21 protein-coding genes are annotated in these 18,539 nt (G+C 72.5%); 15 read left to right on the top strand and 6 right to left on the bottom strand.

Annotated elements, in window-relative coordinates:
* Positions 1-11 precede the first annotated feature (11 nt).
* The 6 genes from EXE57_RS06380 (at position 12) to EXE57_RS06355 (ending at position 7,467) form a co-directional block, all read left to right on the top strand.
* Positions 12-1,157 (top strand): endonuclease/exonuclease/phosphatase family protein, encoded by a 1,146-nt coding sequence (locus EXE57_RS06380; protein ID WP_135075232.1) that lies wholly within the window; start codon positions 12-14, stop codon positions 1,155-1,157.
* Between the two features lie 133 nt (positions 1,158-1,290).
* Complete coding sequence (locus tag EXE57_RS06375; RefSeq protein WP_135075229.1) at positions 1,291-2,637, top strand: endonuclease/exonuclease/phosphatase family protein; 1,347 nt, start codon at positions 1,291-1,293, stop codon at positions 2,635-2,637.
* A gap of 97 nt (positions 2,638-2,734) precedes the next feature.
* Positions 2,735-3,928, top strand: a complete 1,194-nt coding sequence (locus tag EXE57_RS06370) for an acyl-CoA dehydrogenase family protein (protein ID WP_135080670.1) — start codon at positions 2,735-2,737, stop codon at positions 3,926-3,928.
* 31 nt (positions 3,929-3,959) lie between these two features.
* Positions 3,960-5,222 carry a glycosyltransferase family 4 protein gene (locus EXE57_RS06365; protein WP_135075226.1) on the top strand — a complete coding sequence of 421 codons (1,263 nt, stop codon included), beginning with the start codon at positions 3,960-3,962 and terminating at the stop codon, positions 5,220-5,222.
* A complete protein-coding gene (locus EXE57_RS06360) occupies positions 5,215-6,252 on the top strand; it encodes a hypothetical protein (protein ID WP_135075223.1) in 1,038 nt (345 codons plus the stop codon). The genes EXE57_RS06365 and EXE57_RS06360 overlap by 8 nt, the downstream gene beginning before the upstream one ends.
* 39 nt (positions 6,253-6,291) lie before the next feature.
* Complete coding sequence (locus EXE57_RS06355; protein WP_135075220.1) at positions 6,292-7,467, top strand: hypothetical protein; 1,176 nt, start codon at positions 6,292-6,294, stop codon at positions 7,465-7,467.
* Here EXE57_RS06355 and EXE57_RS20155 read toward each other — a convergent pair.
* Positions 7,464-8,609, bottom strand: coding sequence for a hypothetical protein (locus tag EXE57_RS20155; protein WP_135075217.1), 1,146 nt, complete (start codon positions 8,607-8,609; stop codon positions 7,464-7,466). The genes EXE57_RS06355 and EXE57_RS20155 overlap by 4 nt on opposite strands.
* A 138-nt stretch (positions 8,610-8,747) precedes the next feature.
* Between EXE57_RS20155 and EXE57_RS20150 the strand changes: the two genes are divergently transcribed.
* The 6 genes from EXE57_RS20150 (at position 8,748) to EXE57_RS06325 (ending at position 12,607) form a co-directional block, all read left to right on the top strand.
* Entirely contained in the window at positions 8,748-8,921 is a 174-nt protein-coding gene (locus EXE57_RS20150) for a DUF5302 domain-containing protein (RefSeq protein ID WP_244247022.1), read from the top strand.
* Between the two features lie 91 nt (positions 8,922-9,012).
* On the top strand, positions 9,013-9,546 hold the full coding sequence (locus EXE57_RS06345; protein WP_135075214.1) for a MaoC family dehydratase: 534 nt from the start codon (positions 9,013-9,015) through the stop codon (positions 9,544-9,546).
* 7 nt (positions 9,547-9,553) lie between these two features.
* Positions 9,554-10,672 (top strand): hypothetical protein, encoded by a 1,119-nt coding sequence (locus EXE57_RS06340; protein ID WP_135075211.1) that lies wholly within the window; start codon positions 9,554-9,556, stop codon positions 10,670-10,672.
* Between the two features lie 10 nt (positions 10,673-10,682).
* Positions 10,683-11,240 (top strand): histidine phosphatase family protein, encoded by a 558-nt coding sequence (locus EXE57_RS06335; protein ID WP_135075208.1) that lies wholly within the window; start codon positions 10,683-10,685, stop codon positions 11,238-11,240.
* Positions 11,241-11,280: 40 nt separating this feature from the next.
* Positions 11,281-11,922, top strand: a complete 642-nt coding sequence (locus tag EXE57_RS06330; protein WP_244247021.1) for a DUF6758 family protein — start codon at positions 11,281-11,283, stop codon at positions 11,920-11,922.
* 67 nt (positions 11,923-11,989) lie between these two features.
* Positions 11,990-12,607, top strand: coding sequence for a MarC family protein (locus EXE57_RS06325; RefSeq protein WP_135075206.1), 618 nt, complete (start codon positions 11,990-11,992; stop codon positions 12,605-12,607).
* A 14-nt stretch (positions 12,608-12,621) separates the two neighbouring features.
* Here EXE57_RS06325 and EXE57_RS06320 read toward each other — a convergent pair whose 3' ends face one another.
* Positions 12,622-13,392 (bottom strand): SDR family NAD(P)-dependent oxidoreductase, encoded by a 771-nt coding sequence (locus tag EXE57_RS06320; protein WP_244247020.1) that lies wholly within the window; start codon positions 13,390-13,392, stop codon positions 12,622-12,624.
* A 61-nt stretch (positions 13,393-13,453) separates the two neighbouring features.
* On the opposite strand from EXE57_RS06320, the gene EXE57_RS06315 reads away from it, so the two are divergent.
* Complete coding sequence (locus tag EXE57_RS06315; RefSeq protein ID WP_135075200.1) at positions 13,454-14,233, top strand: ParA family protein; 780 nt, start codon at positions 13,454-13,456, stop codon at positions 14,231-14,233.
* 2 nt (positions 14,234-14,235) lie between these two features.
* On the top strand, positions 14,236-14,907 hold the full coding sequence (locus EXE57_RS06310) for a L,D-transpeptidase (RefSeq protein WP_135075197.1): 672 nt from the start codon (positions 14,236-14,238) through the stop codon (positions 14,905-14,907).
* Positions 14,908-14,937: 30 nt separating this feature from the next.
* On the opposite strand, the gene EXE57_RS06305 is transcribed toward EXE57_RS06310, so the two are convergent.
* Positions 14,938-16,305, bottom strand: a complete 1,368-nt coding sequence (locus EXE57_RS06305; RefSeq protein WP_244247019.1) for a DEAD/DEAH box helicase — start codon at positions 16,303-16,305, stop codon at positions 14,938-14,940.
* 239 nt (positions 16,306-16,544) lie between these two features.
* Between EXE57_RS06305 and EXE57_RS06300 the strand changes: the two genes are divergently transcribed.
* A complete protein-coding gene (locus EXE57_RS06300; RefSeq protein ID WP_135075194.1) occupies positions 16,545-17,237 on the top strand; it encodes a ferritin-like fold-containing protein in 693 nt (230 codons plus the stop codon).
* A 21-nt stretch (positions 17,238-17,258) separates the two neighbouring features.
* Here the strand turns inward: EXE57_RS06300 and EXE57_RS06295 are convergent, their stop codons facing one another.
* From EXE57_RS06295 to EXE57_RS06285, 3 genes are all read right to left on the bottom strand, one after another.
* The gene (locus EXE57_RS06295; protein WP_135075191.1) at positions 17,259-17,549 is read right to left on the bottom strand and encodes a hypothetical protein; all 291 of its coding nucleotides are present in this window, start codon (positions 17,547-17,549) and stop codon (positions 17,259-17,261) included.
* A 99-nt stretch (positions 17,550-17,648) separates the two neighbouring features.
* Positions 17,649-17,876 (bottom strand): DUF3107 domain-containing protein, encoded by a 228-nt coding sequence (locus EXE57_RS06290; protein ID WP_135075188.1) that lies wholly within the window; start codon positions 17,874-17,876, stop codon positions 17,649-17,651.
* 22 nt (positions 17,877-17,898) lie between these two features.
* The gene (locus tag EXE57_RS06285; RefSeq protein ID WP_135075185.1) at positions 17,899-18,525 is read right to left on the bottom strand and encodes a TetR/AcrR family transcriptional regulator; all 627 of its coding nucleotides are present in this window, start codon (positions 18,523-18,525) and stop codon (positions 17,899-17,901) included.
* Between the last annotated feature and the right edge of the window lie 14 nt (positions 18,526-18,539).

Raw genomic sequence — 18,539 nt, 5'->3', positions numbered from 1 at the left:
AACTTGCCGCGGTGTCCTCCCCTCGCCACCAAGGCCCGCGCCGCCGTGCCCTGGGCGCGCTCGTCGCCCTCGGTGTGGTCGGTGCACTCCTGCTGACCTTCGCGGCCGTGATGACCCTGGACCAGCTGGTCCCGGTCGCCCGCGACACCGGCACGGTCGCCACCGAGCCGCCGGCTCCTGCGGCGGGCCAGCGCGACCGTGAGCCCACGCGTGCCGGCGCCCGGACGACGCCGGTCGTCGGCAAGGACCCCGCCCACGCCCGCATGGTCCGGGCGCGGGAGGAGAAGGCCGAGGCCGCGCGCCTGGCCCGGCTGGCGGCCGAGCGGGCCGAGGAGCGTCGTCAGCAGGCCGCCGCCGCACGGCGCGAGGCGCTGGAGCAGCAGCGTGAGGAGCGCGAGGCGCGCCAGGCGGCGATGAACGCCCCGGTCGACGTACGCATCGGCACGTTCAACGTCCTGGGCAGCCAGCACACCGATGCCGACGGCCCCCGCGACAAGTTCCCTCCGGCGTCCGTCCGCACCGCGCGGGCGGCCGGCCTGGTGGCCAAGCACGGCGTCGACGTCCTCGGGACCCAGGAGCTGCAGGACGACCAGCTGCGCGACCTCCAGTCACGCACCGGCATGGCGGCCTACCCGGGCTTCGCGTGGGGCGAGAAGGAGACCGACAACTCGATCCTCTGGGACCCCGGGGTCTACGAGATGGTGTCCGGCAGCCAGTTCACGATCACGTTCGTGGACCGTCCCCGACCGCAGCCGATCGTCAAGCTGCGCCACCTCGCCACCGGGCGTGAGATCTACGTCGTCAACACCCACCCCTCGCCGGGCGGGGGTCGCTACCTGACGCAGCGCCGCAACGCCCAGGCGACCCTGGTGTCGGTGGTCAAGGACCTGCGGGCCACCGGGCTGCCGGTGATGGTGACCGGTGACATGAACGACCGGGCGGAGTTCTACTGCCGCGTCGTGCCCGCCGCGAGCATGTCCGCCCCCAACGGGGGGAGCTACGGCGCGGGCTGCCAGCCGCCGCCCGAGCCGATGCCGGTCGACTGGGTCGTGGGCGGCGGCGTCGCGTCGTGGTCGGGCTACTGGCGCGACACCTCGCCGGTCGAGAACCGCACCAGCGACCACTTCTTCGTGAGCGCCACTGCCCGACTCCAGTGAGTCGGGTGGGGCCCGTGAGAATTACAGGTCTGTAGTTGTCCGGAACCTGTTGCCGGGTACTCGTGGGGCTGATGTGATGAATGGGATCAAGGCTCCCGGGTGGGGGCCTGTCGCCCCCCGATAGGAGTGCCCCATGCCGGCCCCCGCCAGCCCGCGCTCGCAGCGCCGACCTCGCCGACCGGTCCGCGTGGGCCTCGTGGCCGCCCTGGCCACGGCGTCCGCGATAGCGGTGCTCCCGGCCCTCTCCACGCCCGCCGTGGCGGCGACGGCTGCCGAGCCCAGCGACCTCACGGTCGTGCAGGCCAACCTGCTCTCGCCACAGACCTACCAGCGCTTCCAGCGGGACGCAGCCGAGGTGCTGCGCGAGGCCCCGGACCTGATCACCTACAACGAGGTGGCGTTCCGCAGCGACGAGTTCCTGGCCCCCCAGGGCTACGAGCTCTGGCGCTCCACCAAGGACCGTTTCACCAAGGCGACCCCGGTGGCGTGGCGCACCGACCGCTACACCGCGCTCGCCAAGGGCACCTCCATGATCAGCGACTGGCGGGGCCGTCCTCCGGGCCGCTCGATCGAGATCGGCCGCCGGCAGGCCAACTGGGTCACGCTGGAGTCGAACCAGGGCCGGGTGATCTCGCTGGTCTCGGTGCACATCGCGCCGAGGAGCACCGGCATGCCGGACCTGAACCGGCGTTCCGTACGCCGGCTGGGCGCGCTCGTCGGGCAGCTCGACGACCGCGGCCCGGTGCTGGTCGGTGGGGACTTCAACGTGCCGGTCGGCGGCAGCCGGTACCCGGCCGACCTGTTCGCCGCGGCCGGGATGAGGTCGACGTACGAGCTGCTGGGCACCCGGTTCGGGACCAGCGACCACGGTGACGGACGCGCCACCATCGACTACGTCTTCGTCAACGGCCAGGACCAGCTCGAGGTCGACCGTCACTACCCGCTGGAGCTGAACTCCGACCACGACGCGGTCGTGGCGAAGCTGTCGTGGACGACCGACCCCCCGTCGGCGTCGACCACGGTCGCCAACGACCCGACCGGCACCTACGGCGAGCGAAGGGCGGTCGCCTCGGCCGTCGTCGAGACGATCAAGGGGGCCTCGTCCGGTGACCTGGTGCAGGTGGCGACGCGGGGAACCGACCTGCGGCCCGTGGTGCGCGCGCTGACGCGGGCCGCCGACCGCGGCGTCCGGGTCCAGCTCACCACCCGTGGTCCGCGCCTCTCGGCCGCGGAGCGGCAGCTCGCCGAGCGGTTGCGGGGCGGGAACTGGGTGGAGCACTGCCAGCGGGAGTGCGCCCGTGAGTGGGAGGCGGCCCACCCGCCGTCGATGCTGCTGGTCTCCGACGCGAAGAACCGGCCGACGAAGCTGGTCACCGTGTCGCGACGACTGCGCCAGGCCGTGATCACGCAGCGGACCCGCGCGACGATCGACACCGGATCGGTGTCGTTGGAGGAGGCACGCGGCGCGTTCGCCGGCTGAGACGCCCCGGGTGTGGGAATGACCACGTCGGGGGCCGCAGCCGGGGACGGTGCGGAGGGACTACCATCCCAGCGTCGTCCAGATGAAGGAGCTGCCGATGGCGCGCCTGTGCCAGACCGAGGACCTCACCGAGGACCAGCGCGAGATCCTCAAGGCCGTACGGACGTTCGTGGAGGAGAAGATCCTCCCCGTCGCGACCGAGCTCGAGCACGCCGACGAGTACCCGACCGAGATCGTCGAGGGACTCAAGGAGCTGGGGATCTTCGGCCTGATGATCCCCGAGGAGTACGACGGCCTGGGTGAGTCCCTGCTGACGTACGCCTTGTGCGTCGAGGAGATCGCCCGGGGCTGGATGAGCGTGTCCGGTGTCATCAACACCCACTTCATCGTGGCCTACATGCTGATGCGTCACGGCACGCCGGAGCAGAAGAAGAAGTACCTGCCCAAGATGGCGACCGGCGAGGTCCGCGGGGCCTTCTCGATGTCCGAGCCCGGCCTCGGCTCCGACGTCTCGGCCGTCAAGACCAAGGGCGTCCGGACCGACGACGGGTACGAGGTCACCGGCCAGAAGATGTGGCTGACCAACGGTGGCTCCTCGACGCTGGTCGCGGTGCTCGCGGTGACCGACGAGGGCGACGACTCGGTCTACAAGAACATGACGACCTTCCTGGTCGAGAAGGAGCCGGGCTTCGGCGAGGTCGCGCAGGGGATCACCATCCCGGGCAAGATCGACAAGATGGGCTACAAGGGTGTCGACACCACCGAGATGGTGCTCGAGGGGCACAAGATCGGCGCCGACCAGGTGCTCGGGGAGGCCCCCGGGCAGGGCTTCTACCAGATGATGGACGGCGTCGAGGTCGGGCGCGTCAACGTCGCGGCCCGGGCCTGTGGGATCGCCAACCGCGCGTTCGAGCTCGGCATCGCCTACGCCCAGCAGCGCGAGACCTTCGGCAAGCCGATCGCGCAGCACCAGGCGATCCTCTTCCGCCTCGCCGAGATGGCGACGAAGGTGGAGACGGCCCACGCGATGATGGTCCGGGCGGCGCGGAGGAAGGACGACGGGCAGCGCAACGACGTCGAGGCCGGGATGGCCAAGCTGCTCGCCTCGGAGTACTGCAACGAGGTCGTCGAGGCGTCCTTCCGCATCCACGGCGGCTACGGCTACTCCAAGGAGTACGAGATCGAGCGGCTCTACCGGGAGTCGGCGTTCATGCTGATCGGCGAGGGCACCTCCGACATCCAGAAGATGATCATCGGCCGGAGCCTGCTCAAGGACTACGCTGCCCGCTGAACCGCCGCCGGCGTCCACCCCGAGGAAGTGCATGAATCCACGACCGACCCGTCGCCGCAAGGTGACGTTCCTGACGTTCAACGCCTTCGGCATCGGGGGAGTCGCGCGGGTGGTGGCCAACGTCGCGAGCGCGATGGCCGACCACCACGACGTCGAGATCCTGAGCATGCTCAAGTCCAACCCCGAGAGCACGTTCCCGATCGACGAGCGGGTCGCGGTGACCACGCTCTTCGACGCGACCAAGGCCGGGAAGAAGTGGCGGGCCAACCACCCGGACGACCCGCGGGCGCAGGAGGCCGAGCGGCCGCCCGTCACGCCGCTGCTGGAGCGTGACACCCGGCTCAACGCACTCGCCGAGCGCCGGCTCATGGAGCGGCTGGCCGACACGGACGCGGACGTCATCATCTCCTCGCGGCCGAGCCTGCACCGGATGGCGCTGGACATGGCCCGCCCCGGCGTCCCGATCGTCGGCTGGGAGCACCTCAACTTCGCGACCCGCTACGAGGGTCGCCACATGGGGCGGATGCTCGACGCGGTGGTCCCCGAGCTCGACGCCTGGGTGACGCTGACCGTGGAGGACGAGGAGGACTACCTCCGCCATCTCGGGGAGCGGGCGCCGTTGACCCGGACGATCCGCAACTCCTCCGGGATGGTCGGCGCCGCCACCAGGCCGCCGCGCGACAGCAAGATCGTGGTGGGGGCGGGCCGGTTGCAGGAACGCAAGGGCTTCGACCGGGCGATCGAGGCCTGGCAGCCGCTGGTCGAGCGCTTCCCCGACTGGCAGTTCCACATCTACGGGCACGGGCCCGACCAGGCCGAGCTCCAGCGGCAGATCGACGACGCGGGGCTCCACGACATCATCAAGATGATGGGGTACACCAGCGAGATCGAGCGGGTGCTCGCCGAGGCCGAGCTGTTCCTGCTGAGCTCGCGCGCCGAGGGCTTCGGGATGGTGCTGGTCGAGGCGATGAGCCAGGGCACCCCTGCGGTCAGCTTCGACTGCCCCCGCGGCCCCTCCGAGATCATCACCACCGGCCGCAACGGCGAGATCGTCCCCGACGGCGACATCCCCGGGCTCACCGACGCGCTGGCCAGGGTGATGGGCGACGACGAGCTGCGCCGCCGCTACGGCGAGCAGGCGCTCGTCGACTCCCGCGAGTACGAGATGGACCACATCGTCGCGCGATGGAACGAGCTGATCGACGAGGTGACCCGCACCGGTGCCGTACGGCGGGCGGCACGGCGGGTCGTGACCCGGCCGCTGCGCGTGCTGAGGCGCCGCCGCCATGGCTGAGCGCGTCTTCCTGCACGTCGGGGGTCCCAAGTGCGGCACCACCTACCTGCAGACCGTGCTCTGGTCCAGCAAGGCCCGGCTCGCCGAGGCAGGGGTCCTGGTCCCGGGCGAGAAGATGTTCCACCACAACCTCGCCGCGACCTGGGCCCGCACCCCGCGGCCGAGGCCGCGCGCCGCCCGCGCCTGGGAGCGGATGCACGCCCAGGTCGCCGACCATCCCGGCACGGCCGTCTTCAGCAACGAGTGGTTCACGATGGCGGACGCGGACGGCGCGACCCGCGTCCTGGACGCCTTCGGCGACTCCGAGGTCCACCTGGTCTTCACCGCCCGCGACCTGGTCGGCCTGGTGCCGGCGGCATGGCAGGAGGTGCTCAAGCTGGGCCTGGGTGGGTCGCTCGGCGCGTTCGTCGACGGGCTTGCCGACCCCGACCAGCGGTGGTGCTGGTGGACGCTCGACCCGGCCGAGGTCCTCGATCGGTGGGCGCTGCCGCCGGAGCGGATCCACGTCGTCACGATCCCGACGGTCCGGCGCGGACCGACCGACCTGTGGGACAACGTCGCGGGAGTGGTCGGCATCCCCGACGGGGTCGCCGACCTCGAGGCGGCCCGTCCCAACGAGTCGGTCGACGTCGTCAGCGCGCGGCTGCTCCAGGAGGTCGGACCGCGGCTGCGGGCCGCGATCGACCACGAGGGCGCCACCTGGCACGAGCCCTACCGCTGGCTGCGCCGCTACCTCGCCCACGAGCTGCTGGTGCCCCGCGGGGGCGCTCCCATCCGCCTCGACGAGGCGCGCTGGCAGCAGGTGCGTGAGCGGACGGTGTCCTCGGTCGACCGGCTGCGGAGCGCCGGCTACGACGTGGTCGGCGACCTCGCCGACCTGACCGCCCTCGAGCCCGACCCGCGGGCGGTGAGCCCCGACGACGTCACGGAGGCCGAGCTGCTCGAGGCGGCGTACGACGTCACCGCCGCGCTGCTCGGTCAGCTGCGCCGCACCGCCGACGACGGGGCGTCGGTGCCCGGCACCCTGTGACTGTGGGGGCAGCGGCGGGGTGTGACAGAATCCGCCGACGTGACCCCGCGACCCCTCTTCCTCCACATCGGGACCCGTAAGTCCGGCACCACCTCGCTGCAGGGGGCGCTCAAGACCTCCCGTCCCGCACTGCTCGCGGAGGGGGTCAACCACCCCTTCAACTCGCGGCCGCAGCACATGAAGAAGGTGCTCGCCCCGATGCTGGCGCTCGGCGTCGGCGACGGCGAGGAGGGCCGTCAGGGGATCCGCGAGCTGGTCCGCACCCTGCGGGACGCACCCGGTGACCGGCTGCTCCTCACCCTCGAGGACCTCGCCGAGATGCCCGAGGAGCCGGTGGCCCACCTCCTGGCAGCGCTCTCGGAGGACTTCGAGGTGCACGTGGTCATCACCGCGCGCGACTGGTCGAAGCAGATCCCCTCGGAGTGGCAGCAGCTGGTCAAGTCCCGGCTGACGCTGCCCTACGGAGACTTCGCGACCGCGGTGAGGGAGGAGCGGCCCGAGGTGGCCCTGTTCCGCCAGCGCCAGCACCTCCCGGGCATCGCCCGCCGGTGGAGCCAGGGCCTGCCGCCCGAGCACGTCCACGTGATCGCCGTCCCGTCGCCCAAGCGCGAGCCGATGGGCCTCTACGAGCTGTTCGCCGGCCTGGTCGGCTACGACCCCGCCGCCCTGGAGGTCTCCCGCGGCAGCTGGAACACCTCGCTGGGCTACGAGCAGGCCGAGATGCTGCGCCAGGTCAACGTCGCCCTGGGCGACCGGCTCTCCGACGTGCGGGGCGAGTACCGACCCGTCGTACGCCGGCTGCTGATCAACGGCGCCCTCCGCAAGCAGGAGCCCGGCCGGTCGCTCGGCCTGCCCGCGGGCGACGTGGCGTGGGTGACCGAGGAGTCGCAGCGGATGCTCGACGAGCTGCGGGCGGCCGGCCACGAGATCCTCGGCGACCCGCAGGACCTGCTGCCCGCGGAGGGTGGCCGGACCATGGACCTCGAGGTCGACCCCGACGAGGTCGCGCGGGTGGCCGTGCAGGCGCTCGCCGACGTGGTGGTCCGCAGCTCCCGCGCCGACGAGCCCGCCGCGCAGAAGCCGCAGCCCAAGGCGCGACCGAGGTCCGGCGCCAAGACCGCGGCACCGCGCCCGGCTCCGGCAGGCCCCGCCCGTCGGGCCGTACGCCGCGCCCGCCGGCTCGCCGGCCGGGTGAAGCGCCGCCTGGCCCGCTAGCGACGTCGCGAGATCCGGCGGAGCGCGCCGGCCAGGGTCGACCTCGTCCCGGGGCCCGGCGCAGCGGCGTCCAGCCGCCGCCTGAGGCGCCGCCGCTGGGCCTGCAGCTCCTCGATCCGGGCGCGCTGGTGGCGGTCGTGCACGACCATCCGCGCCAGCGCGGCGACCGCGACGTCCGCGACCTCGTCGGCGGTGACGTCGTCCGGCACCCGTCCCCGAGGGGCCGCGGCTGAGGGGACGAGGTCGTCGAGGTCGCCCACCACGTCGTGGCCGCGGTCCCGGAGCTGTTCGGCCATGAGGGTGCCGCGCTCGACCGCCCAACCGTGCACCTGCGCCGGAGGCACGAACCGGTCGCCGGGTCCGGAGGGGTGCAGCACGTCGCGGGTGAGGAAGCCCTTGGTGAGCCGCGACATCTCGAGCTGCTTCTCCTCCGCCGGCAGGGCGCCCTGGACCCGGCGCATCACCTCGATCTCGGCGATGCCGAGCGACTCGTTGGGGTTGCGCGCCTCGAGGTCGAGCCCGCCGACGTCGACGCCCATCAGGTCGGCGGTGTGCCGCCAGAGCCAGTCGCGCGGCGCACCCGGGGGGTTGACCACCACGTGGACCCGCTCGGGCGGCAGGCCCTGGCCCCAGCGGTCCGCCAGCGCCGGCACGTCGTGGAAGGTCCAGAACGGGTCGTCCGGGTCATGGCGGCGCACGTGCTCCCAGTAGTCGACCAGGGTGGCGTCGGAGTGGTGCTTGACCTGCTCCTGCCAGTGGGAGGGCAGCTGGCGGGCGAGGTCGCGCGCGGTCACGACCACGTGGACCTCGTCCGCGTGCTTCTCCAGCAGCCGCAGCGCCTGGCTCGCCTGCTCGGGGGTGGCGGGGGAGAAGAGCTCGTGGCTGACCAGGGCGTCGCCGGCCCACCGGCCGACCTCGGCGGTGAGGTCGCGCCAGGTCTCGTGCTCGGCGGGGGTCAGCTCGGCGAGGATCTGCTCCCGCCGGCAGACCAGGCTGGCGGAGACGAAGTGGTCGGCCAGCCGGGAACCGGGGAGCAGCAGGCCCCGCTCGGCCAGGATGTCGTGGTGCCGCCACCACAGCGACTGCAGGAACGAGGTGCCCGACTTCATCGTGCCCACGTGCAGGAACACGCGTCGTGCCATGGAGCGCCTCCCGGGTGGGGTCGTGCGGGTCGGCCCATTCTCGCACCGACGCCGCGAGACCGGCCGCACTGCCGCGCAGGGGTCGCCCCGTGTCCTCGGGACGTGACAGGGTGTGGGGACCAACCCCAGGAGGACGGCGTGGCGAACGAAGACCTGAAGGCGAAGATGCGCGATGCCCTCGAGAAGAAGAACGCGAAGGCCAAGGGCGTCGAGCAGGACGGCCCGCTGCACGAGAAGGCCCACGGCTCCGAGGTGGAGGGTGGTGCCGCCCCGCGGATGCACCGGCGCAAGGCCGGCGGCGGGGGCACCTGAGCTACGACGTCCCACGGTGCGACCGCGACCGTGAGGAAAGGCATACGGGCACCTGTGTCCTCGGCGAGTGCCGTCGGGCAGGATGTCCCGCATGCAGTTCGGGCGCACCTACGAAGAGTTCGAGGTCGGGGCGGTCTACCGCCACTGGCCGGGCAAGACGGTCACCGAGTTCGACGACCATATGTTCTGCCTGCTCACGATGAACCACCATCCGCTGCACCTCGACGAGCACTACGCCGGGGAGACGACCCAGTTCGGGCGCAACGTGGTGGTCGGCAACTACGTCTACTCGATCCTGCTCGGCATGTCGGTGCCGGACGTGTCCGGCAAGGCGATCGCCAACCTCGAGATCGAGTCGCTGCGCCACGTCGCGCCGACGTTCCACGGCGACACCCTCTACGGCGAGACGACCGTGCTGGACAAGTGGGAGTCGACCTCCAAGGACGACCGCGGGGTCGTCCACGTCGAGACGATCGGCTACAAGCAGGACGGCACGGTGGTGTGCATCTTCCGCCGCAAGGTGATGGTGCCCCGGCAGAGCTACCTCGACGCCCGCGGTGGCGAGCAGCCCGGACGCCCGGAGCCGCAGCCGGACCGGAACTGGCCCGGACGCCAGGAGCCGTGATCCGCTGATGGCCAGGCGCCTGTTCCTCCACGTCGGTACCCCGAAGTCCGGCACGACCTTCCTGCAGTCGGTCTGGTGGGCCAACCGCGACGCCCTCCTCGAGCAGGGCCTGCTGCTGCCCGGCCGGGGTGTCAACCACCACTACTGGGCCTCCTGCGTGGTGCGCGGCGGTCGCCAGGTCGACACCATCCCTGCCGCGGGCCTGGCCGCCTGGGACGAGCTGCTCGCCGAGGTGTCGGCCCACCCGGGCGACGCCCTGATCAGCCACGAGCTCTTCAGTCCTGCCCCGGACGAGCGGGCCGAGGCTGCGCTGCGTCGGCTGGAGGCCGTGGCAGACGAGGTCCACGTCGTGCTCACCGCTCGTGACCTGGTGCGCCAGATCCCGGCCGAGTGGCAGCAGCGGACCAAGCACGGGCGCTCCCAGACCTACGACGCGTTCCTGGACATGATCCAGAAGGACGAGCAGGCGAGGTTCTGGCGCGTCCAGGACGTGCCCGGCGTGCTGCGGCGCTGGGGTCAGGGGATCCCTCCGGAGCGGGTGCACCTGGTGGTCCTCCCGCCGCCGGGCGGACCGAGGACCTTCCTGTGGGACCGGCTCTGCGAGCTCACCGGCATCGACGGCACCGGCATGGCGGAGCGCGCGACGCGGAGCAACGAGTCGCTCGGTCTGGTCGAGGTGGAGACGCTGCGACGCCTGGCCGGGACGCTGCAGGACGACGGCATGCCGAAGTCGACCCAACGGCTGCTGAAGGACTTCGTGGCCGAGCAGGTCCTGCGGACGGCCGAGCCCGAGAAGATCGTCGTCCCGGCCCGCGCCTACCCGTGGGTGGTCGAGCGGGCGCAGCAGATGGTCGCGGAGCTCGACGGCCAGGGCTACGACGTCCTCGGCGACCTCGCCGGGCTCGTCCCCGGGTCCGAGCCGATCCCCGGCCGCGACGCCGCGGACGTGACCGACGCCGAGGTGGCCGACGCCGCCGTCGCGGCGCTGGCCCGGTTCGTCCGCCACGAGGAGCTGCAGCGTCGCCGGGGTCGCCGTCGGCCCCCGGAGAGCTCGCTGCGCTCCCGGGTGCGGCACGGCCTCGCCCGGCGCTGGACCGCCCTGCGGGCACGGGCCGGACGGAGCTGAGGAGGTCGCCGTGACGGACGTCGAGGTGTGGTTGGTGCGGCACGGCGAGACCGAGTGGAGCCGCGACCACCGGCACACCTCGACGACCGACCTCGAGCTGACCCCCTCCGGCGAGGAGGTTGCCCGGACCCTGGCGCCCCGTCTGGCCCGTCCCTTCGACCGGGTGCTGACCAGTCCCCGCCGTCGGGCGCGCGACACCGCGTCGCTGGCCGGCCACGCGGCGGCCGAGGTCGACGAGGACCTCGTCGAGTGGGACTACGGCGACTACGAGGGCATCACCACCCTCGAGATCCGCGAGTCCGTGCCGGGGTGGACGGTCTGGTCCCACTCCTCGCCCGGAGGCGAGACCGCCGACCAGGTCGCCACGCGACTGGACCGGGTCGTCGCGCGGCTCGCGGCCGGTGGCAGCACCCTGGTCTTCGGACATGGCCATGCCCTGCGGGCCCTCACGGCCCGCTGGCTGGGACTCCCCGTCGCCGACGGACGCCTGCTGCGCCTGGACACCGCGACGGTGTCGGTCCTGGCCCACGAGCGCGAGCAGCCCGTGGTGCTGCGATGGAACGCCTGACACGGCCGAGGCCGACCACCGACCCGGGGCCGGTGGCGACATGGGCCTGACCCCGTGGTGCCCGCGATGCCGTGAGCCGGTCGCCGACGGGGTGGCCGTGGCGGGGTGCGCCGGCCACGGGACCTGGCCGCCGCTGTGGCGGCCCGACGAGCCGACGTACGACGCGTTCGTGCTGCACCTGCGGACCGCCGCTGACTTCCCGACCTACCTGCCGTGGCCGCTGGGACCGGGCTGGGCGGTCTCGGACTTCGCGGTGGTGGCCGAGGAGGGTGGTCGTCCCTCCGCGACCCTGACCTGCGTGTCGGGCACCAGTGAGCTCGACGGGCCGGTCGATGCCCTCGTGGTGGCCGAGGAGGTCGGGGTCGGGCTGGGCGCCCGCTGCGCGGGGGTGCCGGGTGGCGACCCCGGTCGCGCCCTCGGCGACACGCCACCGGTCGTCCGCGTCCGGATCGGGTCGGCCTTGGTGCCGTTGTGGTCGGTCTCGACCAGCCAGGACGTCGAGGCGCCCGAGCTGGACCGGACGGTGCTCGCGGGGGAGGCGGCCGGTCGGTGGCTGTGGATCGTGCTCCGCCCGGCGACGGCGATGCTGCTGATGCGGGACGACTGGATCCTGCGCGACGTGTCCGGGCTCGGACCGTCCCTGGTCGCGATGCCCTTCGCAGGACCGGGGCCGGGCTGGTGACCACGGCACGGTCCTGCCGCCCGTAGGATCCTCCGGTGGACGTCGACGGCACCCGGGAGGTGGACGGGTGAGCGAGCTGGTCAACACCGTGCTGCTGATCGAGGTCTTCGTGACCCTGTTCGTCATCATGGACCCGGTCGGGACGATCCCGATCTTCCTGTCGCTGACCGGCGGCCGCTCGGCCTCGAGCGCCCGCCGCGCCGCCTGGCAGGCGGTGGCGGTCTCGTTCTTCGTGATCAGCCTGTTCGCGTTCTTCGGCCAGCAGATCCTCGGTTACCTCCACATCTCGCTGCCGGCCCTGCAGGGCGCGGGCGGCCTGCTGCTGCTCCTGGTGGCGCTCGAGCTGCTCACCGACAACGAGCAGGAGCCGACCGCCTCCGCCGGGACCAACGTCGCGCTCGTGCCGCTCGGCACCCCGTTGCTCGCCGGTCCCGGCGCGATCGTGGCCGTGATGCTCTTCGTCGAGTCCGTGGACGGCGTCGCCGACTTCGTCGCGGTCTCGCTCGGCGTGGTGCTCGTCCACCTCAGCCTCTGGGCGGCGATGCGCTACTCGCTGCCCATCCTGCGGCTGATCCGCGAGTCCGGCGTGCTGCTCGTGACCCGGATCGCCGGCCTGCTGCTGTCGGCGATCGCGGTCCAGCTGGTCGCGGACTCGGTCCGCGCCTTCGTCGCCGGCGAGGGCTGAGCCCCGGTCCGGCCTCAGCGGCGCCCGAGCGACTGCAGCCGTTGCAGGACGGGGGAGGGCACCAGCCGGGTGACGGCCACGATGGCGCGGTAGCGCCGCCCGGGGATCGAGAAGGCCCGACCCCGGTCGAAGTCGGCCAGCGCCTCGGAGACGAGGAAGTCGGCGTCGAGCCAGAGCGGCCCGCTGCCCCGGCGTACGCCCATGCGCTGGTGGAACTCGGTCTTCACGAAGCCCGGGCACAGGGTGGTCACCGTGACGCCGTGGGGGCGGTACTCGGCGGCGGCCCAGCGGCCGAAGCTGTTGACCCACGCCTTGGCCGCCGAGTAGCTGCCGCGCGGGAGGTACGCCGCCACGCTGGAGACGTTCAGGACGCCGCCGCGGCCACGGGACACCTGGGCGCCGAGCGCGGCGTGCGACAGCCGCATCACGGCCGTCACGAGGACGTCGAGCAGGCGCTGCTCGTCCGCGACCTCGTGGTCGAGGAACCGGCCCTTGAGCCCGAACCCGGCGTTGTTGACGAGGAGGTCGACCGGACGGGCGCGGTCGGCCAGCCGGGCCTCGACGGTCGCGAGCTGGTCGCGGTCGGCCAGGTCCGCGGCCAGCACCTCGACCGTCACTCCCGCGCGCCGCAGCGTCCCGGCGACGTCGTCGAGGCGCTGCCGGTCGCGGGCGACGAGGACCAGGTCGTGGCCGCGGGCGGCGAGCTGGCGGGCGAACTCCAGCCCGATGCCGGCGGTCGCGCCGGTGACGAGGGCGGTGCCGGGCGGGGAGGTCTGGGCGCTCACCCGGCCAGCAAACCGGTGTCGCCACGATTCCGGCAACTCGCTCGGGCATGATGGGAGCACCATGACCACCACACTCGCGGTCGCCAACCAGAAGGGCGGCGTCGCCAAGACGACCTCCGTCGCCTCCATCGGCGCGGCCCTCGCCGAGCAGGGCCAACGGGTGCTGCTGGTCGACCTCGACCCCCAGGCCTGCCTGACCTTCTCGCTCGGCATCGACCCGGAGGACCTCGAGGTCTCGGTCCACCACGTGCTGACGAAGGGGCTGGCGCCCGGCGACGTGATCCTGGAGACCGACGACGGCGTCGACCTGCTCCCCGCGACCATCGAGCTGGCCCGCGCCGAGGCGGACCTGCTGACCCGGACCGGCCGCGAGCACGTCATCAAGGCTGCCCTGGAGCTGCTCGAGGACGACGACCTCGCCTACGACTGGGTGCTCCTCGACTGCCCGCCCTCGCTCGGGGTGCTCACGGTCGCGGCGCTGACCGCGGCCGACGGCGTGCTGATCCCGCTCCAGTGCGAGACCCTCTCCCACCGTGGCGTCGGCCAGCTGCTCGACACCGTCCACGACGTGCGCCGTTTCACCAACCGGCGGCTCGCGGTGTGGGGCGTGCTCCCCACGCTCTACGACGGGCGCACCAACCACGCACGTACCGTCCTCGAGACGATCTCGGACACCTACGAGCTCGACGTCATCGAGCCGCCGATCCCCAAGACCATCAAGTTCGCCGAGGCGCCGGCCGCGGGCCGGTCGATCCTGGCGACGAGCCGCTCCAGCAAGGGCGCCAAGGCCTACCGCGAGGTGGCTGGAAACCTGATGACCCGGGCACGGAAGAAGGGCTGAGCATGGGCGCGCGCCGAGCCGAGGTCCGTCCCCGCTACGGGCGGCTGGCCGCCGCGGTCTCCTCGCTCGGCGTGACCGCCGTCGCCGTGCTCGGTGGCGTCGGGCTGCTGCCGTCCGCCGCGGAGGAGACCGCCGGCGCGCAGCCGGCGATCATGCCCGCCGGTGCCCGGGTCCAGCTCCCGGCCGCCACGGAGCGCCGGTCCGACGGGGGCGGGTCCACCGTCGAGAGCCCCGGCTCGACGCCGGGGGAGCGCGTCGTGACCTCCGAGCTGCTCCCGGCGGGGTCGGGCGAGGGTCGCCGCGTCGTCTTCAGCGAGGGCCGGCAACGGGTGTGGATCGTGACCGCCGACGGCCAGGTCCTGCGGACCTACCTCGTCTCGGGCAGCCTCCACGACAACCTCGACCCCGGCACGTACGAGGTCTACTCCCGATCGCTCGACGCCGTCGGCATCGACGACTCGGGGACGATGCGCTACTTCGTCCGCTTCACGCAGGGCGACTCGGGGGCCGCCATCGGCTTCCACGACATCCCCGTCGACGACGGGGAGCGGGTGCAGACGGCCGCGGAGCTCGGGACGCCCACGTCGCACGGCTGCATCAGGCAGCGCACCCGTGACGCCGAGCTGATGTGGGACTTCGCCCGGCTCGGCACCACGGTCGTCGTCGTGGCCTGACCCCGTCGCCGGGGCCGGGCCACGCGAGCGTCAGTCGCTGGTCGGCGCCTCGGTGGTGGACCCGCCGCCACCGGAGGAACGCCGACGGCGCCGGCGGTTGCGGCTGCGGTTGGCAGACCCGCCCTCACCGGGCTCCGAGGTCGCCGTCGCGGTGGCGGACTCGCCCTCGACCGGCTGGCCGCCGCGGGTGCGGCTGCGGTTGCGGTTCCGGTTGCGGGCCGGGCGCTCGCCGCGGTCGGAGGTCCGCTCGGGACGGTCGCGACGCTCGACGGGGGCGGGGTCGACGATCCGGCCCTTGGTGCCCGGCGGGATGCCCTGGTCGTGGAAGAGGTGCTCGGAGGTCGAGTAGGTCTCGGTGGGCTCCGGGAAGGGGAGGTCGAGCGCCTTGTTGATCATCTTCCAGCGGGCGACGTCGGCCCAGTCCACGAACGTGATGGCGATGCCGGTGGCGCCGGCGCGGCCGGTGCGGCCGATCCGGTGGACGTAGGTCTTGTCGTCCTCGGGGCAGGTGTAGTTGATGACGTGGGAGACGCCACGGACGTCGATGCCGCGGGCGGCGACGTCGGTGCAGACCAGCACCTGGATCTTGTCCTCGCGGAAGCGGGCCAGCGCCTTCTCGCGGGCGACCTGGGCCATGTCGCCGTGGAGCGGCGAGGCCTTGAAGCCACGCTCGGCGAGGTCCTCGGCGATCCGCTGCGACTGCCGCTTGGTGCGGGTGAAGACGATCATCTTGTCCGCGCCCTCGGCCTGGAGGATGCGGCCGATGATCTCGGGCTTGTCGAGGTCGTGGGCCTGGTAGATGAACTGGGCGGTCGCCGGCACGGTCGCGTTCTCGTACGACGACTCGGCGCGGATGTTCATCGGGTGGCGCATGTGGGTGCGCGCGAGCGCCACGATCGCGGCCGGCATCGTCGCCGAGAACAGCATCGTCTGCCGGGTCTCGGGCGTCTTGCTGATCAGCTTGACCACGTCGGGCAGGAAGCCGAGGTCGAGCATCTCGTCGGCCTCGTCGAGGACCAGCGCGTGCACGTGGGACAGGTCCAGCGCACGGCGGTCGGCCAGGTCGATCAGGCGACCGGGGGTGCCGACCACGATGTCGACGCCTGCGGTCAGCGCGTCGAGCTGGGTGTCGTAGCCGACGCCGCCGTAGACGGTCAGCACGCGCAGGCCGCGGTCGGCGCCGGCGAGCGCGAGGTCGCCGGAGACCTGGAGCGCGAGCTCGCGGGTCGGGGCGACGATCAGCGCCTGCGGCTTGCCCTGCGGCAGCTCGGCGTAGTCGGGGTCCTTCGGGGCGACCGAGCGCTGCAGCACCGGGATGCCGAAGGCGAGGGTCTTGCCGGTGCCCGTCCGGGCCTGGCCGATCATGTCGGTGCCGAGCAGGGCGACCTGGAGCGTCATCTCCTGGATGGCGAAGGGGGTCGTGATGCCGGCGCGTTCGAGGGAGTCACAAATCTCGGGCAGGACCCCGAGCTCTCGGAAGGTAGTCAGTGTTCTGTTCGCTTTCGGTGAGTGCTGTGTTTCCAGCCAGCGGCTGACACACACTCAGCCGCGCACATGCGGACTCGCGCCCGTGAGGAGCGAGTGGGGACGGTCAGAGGTGACGTCCCGCACTCCGAGCCTATCGCTACGCTGCGCGCATGACTGAATCCCGGGTGTCGGCGGCCTTCGAGGACGAGGACTACCGCCGCGCCGTGGTCGACCTGCTCGGGGCGATCGCGTACGGCGAGCTCGCGGCCTTCGACCGGCTCTCCGCCGACGCCAGGCTGGCTCCCACGCTGGAGGACAAGATCGCCATCGGGGCGATGGCCTGCACCGAGTTCCAGCACCTCCTCCAGCTGCGCGACCGGATCGCCGAGCTGGGCGACGACCCGTACGCCGCCATGGCGCCGTTCCGCCAGGCGCTCGACCTGTTCCACGAGCACACCGCGCCCTCGGACTGGTACGAGGGCCTGATCAAGGCCTACGTCGGGGACGGTCTCGCCGCCGACTTCTACCGCGAGATCGCGGCCTACCTCGACACCCGCACCCGCGACCTGATCGTCGCCTCGCTGGCCGATGCCGGCCACTCGGAGTTCGTCGTGGACCGTGTCCGCTCCGCGATCGCCGAGGACCCCCGCCTCGGCGGCCGGCTGGCGCTGTGGGGCCGCCGGCTGATGGGGGAGGCGCTCACGCAGGCGCAGCGGGTCGCGGCCGAGCGCGACGCCCTGTCCGCGCTGCTCGCGGGCGGCGTCGACAGACCCGCCCTCGACCTGGCCGCGATCGGGAGGATGTTCGCCCGGATCACCGAGCGTCACGCCGAGCGGATGGCCGTCCTCGGACTCGATTCCTGAGGGGCGGACGGCCCCCGCCGGTCAGACCTTCGTACGGCTGCGCCCGGTCACGGTCGCGGCGATCACCACGAGGATCGCCGCGAGGCCGACCTGCCACAGGTGGCGCCACCAGTCGACGCCCCGGGTGCAGTCGTTCATGTCGGCGCAGTCGAAGAGCGCGGCGTAGAGGTAGCTGCCGATCAGCATGCCGCCGATGCCGCACACGACGGTGAGCCAGAGCGGGATGTTGTCGCGGTGGCCGGGGGCGACGAACTTGCCGAGCAGTCCGATGATCGTGCCGCCGATGAGGGTGATGATGATCGTCCAGAGCATGGTGACTCCTCGTGACGTCCGGTGGCGGCCACGGTCGGCCGTCGCCCCCGAGCATCCTCCGCCGGAGGACGCGGGACAACGACCGCCGCGGCGTGGCGGTCAGGAGCGGAAGCCGACCTGACCGGTGACGCCGCCGCCGATCTCGATGTAGGCGAGCTTGGCGGCCGGGATCAGCACCTGGCGGCCCTTGGTGTCGACGAGGGACAGGATGCCGTCGCCGGAGCCGGAGACCGCCTCGGCCACCTTCTTCTGGACGTCGTCGCTGGACTCGTTCGTCTCCAGCACGAGCTCTCGCGTGACGTGCTGGACGCCGATCTTGATCTCCACAGGTGCTCCTACGTGGTCGTGGTCAGTGCTCGTCGGTGAGCGGGTAGCCGCGGATGCCCCGCCAGGCCAGTCCCGAGACCAGGGCGACGGCGTCTTCCTGGGTGATGCCGGCGGCGTCGGTCACCCAGAACCGCGCGCTGACCTGCGCCATTCCCACGAGGGACACGGCGAGCAGCCGGGACGCCTCGTCGGGGAGGCCGGTGTCGTCGTGGATCACGGCGGCGATCATCGATGCGCAGTCGTTGGTGACGCGGTCGATGGCAGCGCGGACGGCGGGCTCGTTGGTCAGGTCGGACTCGAAGACCAGGCGGAACGCGCCGTCGTGGCCGGCGATGTAGGTGTAGAACGCCTCCATCGCCGCGGCGACCCGCTGCTTGTTGTCCTGGGTGGCGTCGAGGGCGCGCCGGCAGTTGTCGATGATCGCGTCGCAGGAGGAGTCGAGCAGCGCGAGGTAGAGGTCGAGCTTGCCGGGGAAGTGCTGGTAGAGGACCGGCTTGGACACCCCGGCCCGCTCGGCGATGTCGTCCATCGCGGCGGCGTGGAAGCCCTGGGCGACGAACACCTCGAGCGCCGACTCCAGCAGCTGGGCCCGCCGCTCCTTGCGGGGCAGCCGGGCGCCGCGGACGGGGGCGTCGCCGGGGACGGTCACAGAGTTCCTCCAGG

The organism is Nocardioides euryhalodurans, assembly GCF_004564375.1.
GTDB classification, from domain to species: domain Bacteria; phylum Actinomycetota; class Actinomycetes; order Propionibacteriales; family Nocardioidaceae; genus Nocardioides; species Nocardioides euryhalodurans.
The sequence above is the reverse complement of the archived record's forward strand: the minus strand, read 5'-3'. Positions and strand labels throughout refer to the sequence as shown.